The sequence below is a fragment of the Glaciimonas sp. PCH181 genome (assembly GCF_003056055.1).
Lineage (GTDB): Bacteria > Pseudomonadota > Gammaproteobacteria > Burkholderiales > Burkholderiaceae_D > Glaciimonas.
Genome location: NZ_PYFP01000001.1, coordinates 2,838,823 through 2,849,502 on the forward strand (window position 1 = coordinate 2,838,823; position 10,680 = coordinate 2,849,502).

At 50.7% G+C, this 10,680-nt stretch carries 8 protein-coding genes, 2 tRNA genes and 3 rRNA genes; 1 reads left to right on the forward strand and 12 read right to left on the reverse strand.

All coding sequences use genetic code 11. The annotated features are described in order from the left end of the window. The first annotated feature begins 91 nt into the window (after positions 1-91). Positions 92-538 carry a DUF2147 domain-containing protein gene (locus C7W93_RS12940; RefSeq protein ID WP_201747209.1) on the forward strand — a complete coding sequence of 149 codons (447 nt, stop codon included), beginning with the start codon at positions 92-94 and terminating at the stop codon, positions 536-538. A gap of 89 nt (positions 539-627) precedes the next feature. Here the strand turns inward: C7W93_RS12940 and C7W93_RS12945 are convergent, their stop codons facing one another. From C7W93_RS12945 to C7W93_RS13000, 12 genes are all read right to left on the reverse strand, one after another. Continuing rightward, entirely contained in the window at positions 628-1,470 is an 843-nt protein-coding gene (locus C7W93_RS12945; protein ID WP_201747210.1) for a 2-keto-4-pentenoate hydratase, read from the reverse strand. Positions 1,471-1,540: 70 nt separating this feature from the next. Further along, positions 1,541-2,065: a YaiI/YqxD family protein gene (locus tag C7W93_RS12950; protein WP_108440378.1), complete on the reverse strand. Its 525-nt coding sequence runs from the start codon at positions 2,063-2,065 to the stop codon at positions 1,541-1,543. Further along, the gene (ruvB, locus tag C7W93_RS12955; RefSeq protein WP_108440379.1) at positions 2,040-3,098 is read right to left on the reverse strand and encodes a Holliday junction branch migration DNA helicase RuvB; all 1,059 of its coding nucleotides are present in this window, start codon (positions 3,096-3,098) and stop codon (positions 2,040-2,042) included. Before ruvB ends, C7W93_RS12950 begins: the two co-directional genes overlap by 26 nt. A gap of 84 nt (positions 3,099-3,182) precedes the next feature. Continuing rightward, positions 3,183-3,761 (reverse strand): Holliday junction branch migration protein RuvA, encoded by a 579-nt coding sequence (gene ruvA / locus C7W93_RS12960; RefSeq protein WP_108440380.1) that lies wholly within the window; start codon positions 3,759-3,761, stop codon positions 3,183-3,185. A 154-nt stretch (positions 3,762-3,915) separates the two neighbouring features. Beyond that, entirely contained in the window at positions 3,916-5,493 is a 1,578-nt protein-coding gene (locus C7W93_RS12965) for an IS66 family transposase (protein WP_108438190.1), read from the reverse strand. A 29-nt stretch (positions 5,494-5,522) separates the two neighbouring features. After that, positions 5,523-5,870, reverse strand: a complete 348-nt coding sequence (gene tnpB, locus C7W93_RS12970; RefSeq protein ID WP_108438191.1) for an IS66 family insertion sequence element accessory protein TnpB — start codon at positions 5,868-5,870, stop codon at positions 5,523-5,525. Further along, on the reverse strand, positions 5,867-6,262 hold the full coding sequence (locus tag C7W93_RS12975) for a transposase (protein WP_161539841.1): 396 nt from the start codon (positions 6,260-6,262) through the stop codon (positions 5,867-5,869). The genes tnpB and C7W93_RS12975 overlap by 4 nt, the downstream gene beginning before the upstream one ends. A gap of 320 nt (positions 6,263-6,582) precedes the next feature. Continuing rightward, positions 6,583-6,695: ribosomal RNA gene (rrf, locus tag C7W93_RS12980) — 5S ribosomal RNA — on the reverse strand. A gap of 177 nt (positions 6,696-6,872) precedes the next feature. Next, positions 6,873-9,748: ribosomal RNA gene (locus C7W93_RS12985) — 23S ribosomal RNA — on the reverse strand. A 355-nt stretch (positions 9,749-10,103) separates the two neighbouring features. Next, positions 10,104-10,178 (reverse strand) — tRNA-Ala (locus tag C7W93_RS12990). 9 nt (positions 10,179-10,187) lie between these two features. Further along, a tRNA-Ile gene (locus C7W93_RS12995) sits at positions 10,188-10,264 on the reverse strand. Positions 10,265-10,395: 131 nt separating this feature from the next. After that, positions 10,396-10,680 (reverse strand): 16S ribosomal RNA (locus C7W93_RS13000); the annotation flags it as partial.

Consider the following 10,680-nt stretch of genomic DNA (forward strand, 5'->3'; position numbering starts at 1 on the left):
CGGATTGAATCGTTAAGTACGTATCACGAATGACGATTCGGACCCTAGATTCAATCTACTTACGCGCGATACAAAAATAATGGAGACATGCATGAAAAAAAGACCAATCAGTATCCTTGCGGCTGGCTTGCTTATCGCATTCAGCGCCATTGGACAAACATCATCGCCAGTCGGTCTTTGGAAAAATATCGACGATGCTACTGGCAAACCGAAAGCCTTGATTCGCATCACCGAATCCAATGGTGAGCTGTCTGGAAAGATCGAAAAGCTATTTCGTGAACCAAGTGAAGAGCAAAATCCGAAGTGCGTCAAATGCGAAGGCGACAACAAAGACAAACCTATTGTTGGTCTGACGATGCTGCAAGGGATGAAGAAAGATGGGACCGATTTTAGCGGCGGTACTATTCTGGATCCAGCGAACGGTAAGGTCTACAAAAGTAAAATGTCGTTAGAGGAAGACGGCAAGAAATTAAATGTCCGCGGGTATATTGGCGTTCCGATGCTGGGGCGCTCGCAAACTTGGGTGCGTGAAGAATAACAATCCCGATCTGTAAAAAAGCCACGCTAGTTATAAACCGCGTGGCTTTTTTATATCTATCACTATAGAAAAACGGAGGCTCTGTGTATCTATACGAAAGATAGTGTCAGTCCCGGTAGCGCTACGCCAGAAAATGCAGTCACCCAAGTTTGGCCACGCTGCACCGGATAAGCATCTGTCCACGTACCTGTAGTAATAATTTCTCCCGCAGTCAATGGTGCGAACTGAGGCTGTGTTTTAAGCAACTGATGTAAATGCCAAACCGCGTGCAAGGGACTATCCAGTACGTCGCTGCCAAAACCAGCGCCACACAACATTACCGAGTCCTCTGTGCAGCAGGATAACGACACACTTGCATTGGCCAGAATGTCACCTAAATTTCGCCGCGTAGCTGTTGATAAAACATGCGGATCGCCGATAATGAGCGTCCCGTGCAAACCGAATGCCGCAACAGCATCAGCGGCTTCAAACTTCCAGTCGGGAAATGGACACACCACTATTTCAAAAGCGTGCGCCATCCATTCGATGCAATCCGCCAAATCATTAATGGTAGCGTCGGGCGCCGGCGTCGTCGCCAACTTGAACACGATTTCCGGCTCGATGCGCGGTTGCACTGCGCCTTCGAGACTCTGAATGCCGCGATTATCATCGGCAAAACGCACGGTACTATCAAAGATATGCGACCAAATAAGCGCGTGGATAGGCTCCTTGACACCATATTTTGGCCATAGGGTACGATTGGTAAAACCAAGTTTGCGCCCTATCGGAACCTCACCTTGACTGATGCTGGCATCCAGCACCCTCTTTGCAATGTCATATCCGTCGGCAAGTGACAATACCTCGCCATTTGACAGTGGTGGTAACAGTTGAGCGTGCGCTCTCGCATCAATAAGTTGATGCGCATACCGATTGGCTTTAGTGGACATGAGCATGGTTCGCTTACACAAATTAGTGAAGACTATCGCATTGTCTGTGACGTTTAATTTTTATACAAGCAGCAGATTAGGGAATACAACATTTCTGTAAATACCGATCCAATTGCGCTGCAAATGTATGCCTGTCGTTCTGACTAAATGTTGCAGGACCGCCAGTTTCTACGCCTGAGTCACGTAACTCCTCCAAAAACTTGCGCATCGTTAAGTGCTGCTGAATATTATCATTCGTATAAAATTCGCCGCGTGGATTAAGCGCATCGCCACCCCGCTCCAGAACTTCTGCCGCCAGCGGAATATCTGCCGTTATGACCAAATCCCCCGAACGTAACAAGCGAACAATTTCCTGATCGGCAACATCAAATCCTGATGGCACCTGAATAGCTTTTATAAAACGTGACGGTGGTGTTCGTAGTAATTTATTTGCTACCAGCGTAGTGATGATTTGGCGCCGCTCAGCTACACGAAATAAGATTTCTTTAATAACGTTTGGGCAAGCATCGGCATCGATCCATATTTGTAGGCCAGCTTGTTGTCGCTGCGGTGCATCGCCGGTATTAATATGAGTGCTAATTTTGCCCCCACAACTCACCATTTGGACCGGTCTGCGGTACGCTCACGCCAAAGTGGGCATAAGCCGCCGGAGTAGCGATTCGACCGCGCGGTGTACGCTGAAGAAATCCCTGTTGGATTAGATAAGGCTCCAGCACGTCTTCGATGGTATCCCGTTCTTCACCGATCGCTGCCGCCAGATTATCAAGCCCGACTGGACCGCCACCAAATTTAAACAACACGGCTTCCAGCAACTTACGGTCCATTACATCGAAACCGACTGGATCGACGTCCAACATCACTAATGCAGCATCGGCAATCGACTTTGTAATTTCACCGTTCCCTTTAACCTCAGCATAATCTCGCACACGGCGTAAAAGTCGGTTAGCGATACGTGGCGTACCGCGACTGCGCTTCGCAATTTCAAACGCGCCATCACCGAATATAGGGGCATTAAGTAAAGCAGAGCTACGTGTAACGATCTTGGTCAATTCTTCTGGCGTATAAAATTCCAATCTTGCGACGATACCAAAACGGTCTCGCAGCGGATTCGTCAACATTCCTGCGCGAGTCGTCGCGCCAACTAAGGTAAATGGCTGCAAATCGAGGCGCACAGAACGTGCGGCCGGACCCTCGCCGATCATAATGTCAATTTGATAATCTTCAAGAGCAGGGTAAAGAATTTCTTCTACTACGGGAGAAAGACGGTGAATTTCGTCGATAAAGAGGACATCATTGGCCTCTAAATTTGTCAATAATGCTGCCAAATCCCCGGCACGTTCTAATACAGGTCCGGAGGTTTGACGTAAATTAACGCCCATTTCACGCGCAATAATATGCGCGAGTGTTGTTTTTCCAAGGCCAGGAGGGCCAAATAGCAATGTATGGTCTAACGCTTCTTTCCGCTGACGCGCTGCGGTAATGAAGATCTCCAACTGTTCGCGAATTTTTTGCTGTCCGACATACTCATCCAGATGCTTGGGTCGCAACGCACGTTCAATTGCCTCCTCATTCGGCGAAGCTGGTGTCGCTGCGATAATCCGCTGCGCCGTAAAGTCGTCCGTTTGAATGCTCATGATGAGATGTTAGCTTGGCTAGGTAAGTTATATGTCGTTGAGAACGCATATTAGAACGCAAATCTAATACTTATGCGTTTTAATCTATAGCTTGGACAATGCCTTCAAAGCCAACTTGATACCATCGGATACGGTTACGTCGGTTGGTATTTGTTTCATGGCTAAAAGTGCCTCTTTGTCGGAGTAACCCAAAGCAACTAAGGCATTCAAAATATCGCCAGTTACATCGCTGATTAAATGGCCGCCTACGGCACCAAGATCCGCGCCAAGTTTACCTTTTAATTCAAGCAACAATCGCTCGGCAGTTTTTTTTCCGATACCTGGGACTTTAGTCAAACGCCCAGCCTCTTGCAAGGTGATCGCCTGTGCCAAATCAGAAACAGACATACCAGATAGAATCGACAGCGCCGTCCGCGCACCAACACCGCTAATCTTAATTAACTGCTTGAAAACGTTACGCTCTTCGGCAGTACCAAATCCAAATAGAACGTGCGCATCTTCTCGTATGGCAAGATGAGTTAGCAAGACTACCTTCTCACCAATTCCAGGGAGATTGTAAAAAGTACTCATAGGGACGCCGACTTCGTAGCCGACTCCGTTGCAATCAACCAACAGTTGTGGCGGATTTTTTTCGAGCAACGTTCCAGCGAGACGACCTATCATCTTGTATGACCATAGTAAAAAGTAAGCTAAATCATACAGGACAACTGATTAAAAACCCAGTAGTTGTCGTTACGAGATTACAGATGTGGGCAATTTGACGTTTGGGATGTAAGCGTCGTTCAAAGGCCGTATTGACAGCCCCGCATTTCAGCGGCTATTGCTTTGGCGCAGATATGATCGCCAGCCTAGATGCCAGATTCCAAGGCAGGAAGTCATCAATTTGATTGACGGGATGATCGGCAATATGCGTCAGGACGTAGCGCAACCATGCTGCCGGATCGACGCCATTGAGTTTAGCCGTCCCAATGAGCGAGTAGATAGCGGCGGCACGTTCGCCGCCATTGTCGGAGCCTGCAAACAGATAATTACGTCGTCCAATGGCGATACCGCGCAATGCGCGTTCGGCGGCCGAATTATCGATCTCGATGCTGCCATCGTCGCAATAGCGGGTTAATGCTGGCCATAAATTGAGGGCGTACAGGATCGCCGCAGTAGTATCGGATTTGCGCGACAGCGTCAACAAACTTGCCCGCAGCCAGCTTTCCAACGCATCAATGAGCGGGCGCGACTGCGCCTGGCGCACTGCCTGTCTTACCTGTGGCGGTTTGCCACGTATGCTTGCTTCGATCTCATACAATGCGCCGATGCGGCGCAAGGCTTCAGTGGTGATTGGCGAGGCCCGTGCTGCATGCAAGTCGAAGAATTTGCGTCGCGCGTGCGCCCAGCACGCAGCCTCCTGTACACGACCGGTTGCATAAATCGCGTTGAATCCGGCATACGCATCGGCCTGCAGAACGCCGGCGAATTTCGCCAGATGGGTCTGAGGATGGATACCTTTGCGGTCCGGCGTGTAAGCGAACCAGACTGCCGGGGCATCGGTTGATCCCGATGGCCGGTCGTCGCGGACATACGTCCACAGTCTGGCTGTTTTGGTCTTGCCATTGCCGGGTGCCAGTACCGGGATCGGGGTGTCGTCGGCATGTAATTTGGTCGTTGCCATCACATGACGGCGTACCGCATCGACCAGCGGTCGCAGCAGGCTGCTGGCAGCACCGACCCAGTCTGCCAATAATCCCCGATCCAGTTCCACACCTTCCCGGGCATAGATGACCGATTGCCGGTAGAGCGGAAGATGATCAGCGAACTTGCTCACCAGAATATGGGCGAGTAATCCGGGCCCCGCCAGACCGCGTGCAATCGGACGGCTGGGTGCCGGCGCCTGGACGATGCAGTCGCAGCAGGTGCAAGCGAGTTTGGGACGCACATGCCGGATGACCCGAAAGCTGGCCGGGACGAATTCAAGTTGCTCGGCAACGTCACTGCCGAGATGACGCAAATCGCCACCGCAATCGGGGCAGGCGGCATGCTCTGGCGTATAGATCTTCTCGTCCCGGGGCAAATGGGGCGGTAGCGGTTTGCGTGGTATCTTCGGACGCACTGGCTTCGTTGCCGGGGCAGCGCTGGCAACGTCACTTTCTTCTGTCTGCAAATCTTCTAACCGTAATTCGAGTTGTTCAATTTGCCGGTCCAGCTTCTCGGATTTGCGGCCGAACTGCAGCCGTTTGAGTTTGGCGATGAAGAGCTTGAGGTGTTCGATTTCGATGCGATGTGAGGACAGTGCGTCCTGTAGCTGCGCCACCGTTTCCCCGTGCAACGCAATGACCGCATCACGATCGGTAATCATCGCTTTTAAAGCGCTGATATCGTCGGGAAGGTGGGGCGGCGTTGACATGCCCGTAGTTTACCGAATGACGTCGATGTTTACAAGCCTGACAGGGGCCGTTGCGTGCGCTCGGGACGTCGCCAATCGATCCCTTCCAGCAACATTGACAGTTGCGCTTGCGACAGACAAACCGCGCCTTCGCTTGCCTGCGGCCAGATGAAGCGGCCGCGTTCCAGCCGTTTGGCCAGCAGACACAGCCCGTCGCCGGTCCACCACAAGATCTTCAAAATATCGCCACGTCGGCCACGAAACACGAAGACGTGACCGCTAAACGGGTCATCGGCCAATGCCGTTTGCACCTTGGCTGCCAACCCATTAAAACCGCAACGCATATCGGTCACGCCTGCTGCGATCCAGATCCGCGTTCCTGCTGGCAAACCGATCATGCCAGCAACCGGGCCAGCACCATGGAAAGCATAGACGGATCCACCACGCCCTCGACTCGAAGTCGCGCCTTACCTATTTCCAGGACCATCACGCCGGTCGGTGTAACGGCCGTGGTGAAGACTGGCTTGGCAGGGGATGGTTGCCGAGGGTCGCCAAGAACTACTGGCAGCAATTTGACGGACTTGCCTGAGGCAATCTCATAGGCTCCTGCACGAAACAATTTACGCCAGGTAAATACCTGGTTCGCATTCACATCGTGGGCCCGCGCCACCCGCGACACCGAGGCCCCAGCCATCAAGGATTGTTCGACCACCATGCGTTTGAAATCAATCGAATGTTGCCGATAACCACTGCGCTTAGAGGGAGTAACCGACTCAATATTTGTGTCCATAATTTGAAGTTGTGGGCACAATCGATTTGTACCCTCCAACGCAATCATGCGGACATTTGAGGATTAGGTATAGACGGTTTTGAGCGCACGCTTACTTTGGGATAGTCATTTTGATGCTTGATATTTTGTTGGATGCTGATTGGCTGATGTGTGACGGCGGATTATATGAGGAATGGTTGTACCGGAAATATCGATTGGCTAAATAAATGGCTCAATACATGCAGTAGGTGTGTGTTTTTCTCCGATCCGATTTCGATTCGATTTCGATTGCCCAAAGCAAAAACCCTCCCAGATTTCTCTGGGAGGGTTTTCTAATAAAAGCCTGACGATGACCTACTTTCACACTGGTTGCAGCACTATCATCGGCGCAAAGTCGTTTCACGGTCCTGTTCGGGATGGGAAGGGGTGGTACCAACTCGCTATGGTCATCAGGCATAAACTGTAGTGTCATATGTTCCCAATCGGGCAACACACAACGCAATCTAGAAGAAGTAAAGTTTTGTTTCATGTGTTGGGGTAACGAGGGTTTCGTTACCCCAACACTGGGTATGATTGCACTTTTCAGGCAAACACATATCTCATTAGCTTATATATAACCTGCTAAGGTTATAGGGACAAGCCGCACGGGCAATTAGTACTGGTTAGCTTAACGTATTACTACGCTTCCACACCCAGCCTATCAACGTCCTGGTCTCGAACGACCCTTTAGGGGAATCTAGTTCCCGGGAAATATCATCTCAAGGCAAGTTTCCCGCTTAGATGCTTTCAGCGGTTATCTCTTCCGAACTTAGCTACCCGGCAATGCCACTGGCGTGACAACCGGTACACCAGAGGTTCGTCCACTCCGGTCCTCTCGTACTAGGAGCAGCCCCCTTCAAATTTCCAACGCCCACGGCAGATAGGGACCAAACTGTCTCACGACGTTTTAAACCCAGCTCACGTACCACTTTAAATGGCGAACAGCCATACCCTTGGGACCGGCTACAGCCCCAGGATGTGATGAGCCGACATCGAGGTGCCAAACTCCCCCGTCGATATGAACTCTTGGGAGGAATCAGCCTGTTATCCCCAGAGTACCTTTTATCCGTTGAGCGATGGCCCTTCCATACAGAACCACCGGATCACTATGTCCTACTTTCGTACCTGCTCGACTTGTCAGTCTCGCAGTTAAGCACGCTTATGCCATTGCACTACCAGCACGATGTCCGACCGTACCTAGCGTACCTTCGAACTCCTCCGTTACACTTTGGGAGGAGACCGCCCCAGTCAAACTGCCTACCATGCACTGTCCCCGATCCGGATAACGGACCAAGGTTAGAATCTCAAACAAACCAGGGTGGTATTTCAAGGTTGGCTCCACGCAAACTAGCGTTCACGCTTCAAAGCCTCCCACCTATCCTACACAGATTGGTTCAAAATTCAATGCAAAGCTACAGTAAAGGTTCATGGGGTCTTTCCGTCTAGCCGCGGGTAGATTGCATCATCACAAACATTTCAACTTCGCTGAGTCTCGGGAGGAGACAGTGTGGCCATCGTTACTCCATTCGTGCAGGTCGGAACTTACCCGACAAGGAATTTCGCTACCTTAGGACCGTTATAGTTACGGCCGCCGTTTACTGGGACTTCAATCAAGAGCTTGCACCCCATCATTTAATCTTCCAGCACCGGGCAGGAGTCACACCATATACGTCCACTTTCGTGTTTGCATAGTGCTGTGTTTTTATTAAACAGTCGCAGCCACCTTTTTATTGCAGCCCTTTCACCCTTCTGGCGCAAGCCAGTCAAGCTACCGGGGCGTACCTTATCCCGAAGTTACGGTACAAATTTGCCGAGTTCCTTCTCCCGAGTTCTCTCAAGCGCCTTAGAATACTCATCTCGCCCACCTGTGTCGGTTTGCGGTACGGTCTCGTGTGACTGAAGCTTAGAGGCTTTTCTTGGAACCACTTCCGATTGCTTCGTGAATAAATTCACTCGTCTCAACCCCTTGAATTACGCTGCCGGATTTGCCTAACAGCCTTCTCTGAGCCAAAAACCGACTATTCCAACAGTCGGACAACCTTCCGCGATCCGTCCCCCCATCGCATCACACGACGGTGCAGGAATATTAACCTGCTTCCCATCAGCTACGCATCTCTGCCTCGCCTTAGGGGCCGACTCACCCTGCTCCGATGAACGTTGAACAGGAAACCTTGGGCTTACGGCGTGGAGGCTTTTCACCCCCATTATCGCTACTCATGTCAGCATTCGCACTTCTGATACCTCCAGCATCCTTTACAAGACACCTTCGCAGGCTTACAGAACGCTCTCCTACCATATCAATAAATTGATATCCGCAGCTTCGGTGACTGGCTTAGCCCCGTTACATCTTCCGCGCAGGACGACTCGATCAGTGAGCTATTACGCTTTCTTTAAAGGATGGCTGCTTCTAAGCCAACCTCCTGACTGTTTTAGCCTTCCCACTTCGTTTGCCACTTAGCCAATCTTTGGGACCTTAGCTGGCGGTCTGGGTTGTTTCCCTCTTGACGTCGGACGTTAGCACCCGGCGTCTGTCTCCCAAGCTCGCACTCATCGGTATTCGGAGTTTGCAATGGGTTGGTAAGTCGCAATGACCCCCTAGCCATAACAGTGCTCTACCCCCGATGGTGATACTTGAGGCACTACCTAAATAGTTTTCGGAGAGAACCAGCTATTTCCAAGTTTGTTTAGCCTTTCACCCCTACCCACAGCTCATCCCCTAATTTTTCAACATTAGTGGGTTCGGACCTCCAGTGCGTGTTACCGCACCTTCATCCTGGCCATGAGTAGATCACTTGGTTTCGGGTCTACACCCAGCGACTGAACGCCCTATTCGGACTCGATTTCTCTACGCCTTCCCTATACGGTTAAGCTTGCCACTGAATGTAAGTCGCTGACCCATTATACAAAAGGTACGCAGTCACGGAACAAGTCCGCTCCTACTGTTTGTATGCACACGGTTTCAGGATCTATTTCACTCCCCTTCCGGGGTTCTTTTCGCCTTTCCCTCACGGTACTGGTTCACTATCGGTCGATTACGAGTATTTAGCCTTGGAGGATGGTCCCCCCATGTTCAGACAGGATTACACGTGTCCCGCCCTACTTGTCGCACACTTAGTTCCACACCACCGATTTCATGTAAGGGGCTATCACCCTCTATGGCCACTATTTCCAGAGTGTTCCATTATCGCTGATGCTAAATCGTGCAGGCTGTTCCCATTTCGCTCGCCACTACTTTGGGAATCTCGGTTGATTTCTTTTCCTGTAGCTACTTAGATGTTTCAGTTCGCCACGTTCGCCTTGCATACCTATGTATTCAGTATGCAATACCCTAAAAGGGTGGGTTTCCCCATTCGGAAATCTGCGGATCAAAGCGTGTTTGCTCGCTCCCCGCAGCTTATCGCAAGCTACTACGTCCTTCATCGCCTGTAATCGCCAAGGCATCCACCATGTGCACTTATTCACTTGTCCCTATAACGTTAGCCTCTAGACGCGTTCACGTCTAAAAACCGGTTATAGGATATTACTTATGAGTATTACTTTAGCGTTTGCCGTATCCAAAGTGTTTTCGCAGTTGCATACTCTCGTATGCTCTTTTGAGAACTCTTTTAATACTTTTTGATTTGATACAATCATACCCATCCACAATGCTGTCGCACTGCGGACGAATCTTTACTTCTTCTAAATTGTTAAAGAACAAACAGCCAATGATCTTAAAAAGATCAAACCTAAATCGCGCCGCATCACGCTGTCTTACCCTGCGTAATACCTGACTTAGGTTTGATATTTCACCACGCTCAACCCCCGCTCTGGGAATCAAACAATATGGTGGAGGCTAACGGATCGAACCGATGACCCCCTGCTTGCAAAGCAGGTGCTCTCCCAGCTGAGCTAAGCCCCCATAAACTTGTGGTGGGTCTGGTTGGGCTCGAACCAACGACCCCCGCGTTATCAACACGGTGCTCTAACCAACTGAGCTACAGACCCGCTTTGGATCAGTACTTCAGTAGTCAACGATAAACCCTCTATCGCACGCGCACCGCGCTCTACCTATAACTGTTCTTCTTTTAACTAACACACCGATAAGTGTGGACGCTTAATGTCCGTACAAACTCTAGAAAGGAGGTGATCCAGCCGCACCTTCCGATACGGCTACCTTGTTACGACTTCACCCCAGTCACGAATCCCACCGTGGTAAGCGCCCTCCTTACGGTTAGGCTACCTACTTCTGGTGAAACCCGCTCCCATGGTGTGACGGGCGGTGTGTACAAGACCCGGGAACGTATTCACCGCGACATGCTGATCCGCGATTACTAGCGATTCCAACTTCATGTAGTCGAGTTGCAGACTACAATCCGGACTACGATACACTTTCTGGGATTAGCTCCCCCTCGCGGGTTGGC

What these genes read in the sequence shown, in the direction of transcription:
- C7W93_RS12945 (WP_201747210.1), bottom strand. Translation starts at nt 1,470, where the DNA reads ATGCTCATGTCCACTAAAGCCAATCGGTATGCGCATCAACTTATTGAT.
- ruvA (WP_108440380.1), bottom strand. Translation starts at nt 3,761, where the DNA reads ATGATAGGTCGTCTCGCTGGAACGTTGCTCGAAAAAAATCCGCCACAA.
- tnpB (WP_108438191.1), bottom strand. Translation starts at nt 5,870, where the DNA reads ATGATCGGTTTGCCAGCAGGAACGCGGATCTGGATCGCAGCAGGCGTG.
- C7W93_RS12975 (WP_161539841.1), bottom strand. Translation starts at nt 6,262, where the DNA reads ATGGACACAAATATTGAGTCGGTTACTCCCTCTAAGCGCAGTGGTTAT.
- C7W93_RS12940 (WP_201747209.1), top strand. Translation starts at nt 92, where the DNA reads ATGAAAAAAAGACCAATCAGTATCCTTGCGGCTGGCTTGCTTATCGCA.
- C7W93_RS12950 (WP_108440378.1), bottom strand. Translation starts at nt 2,065, where the DNA reads ATGGTGAGTTGTGGGGGCAAAATTAGCACTCATATTAATACCGGCGAT.
- ruvB (WP_108440379.1), bottom strand. Translation starts at nt 3,098, where the DNA reads ATGAGCATTCAAACGGACGACTTTACGGCGCAGCGGATTATCGCAGCG.
- C7W93_RS12965 (WP_108438190.1), bottom strand. Translation starts at nt 5,493, where the DNA reads ATGTCAACGCCGCCCCACCTTCCCGACGATATCAGCGCTTTAAAAGCG.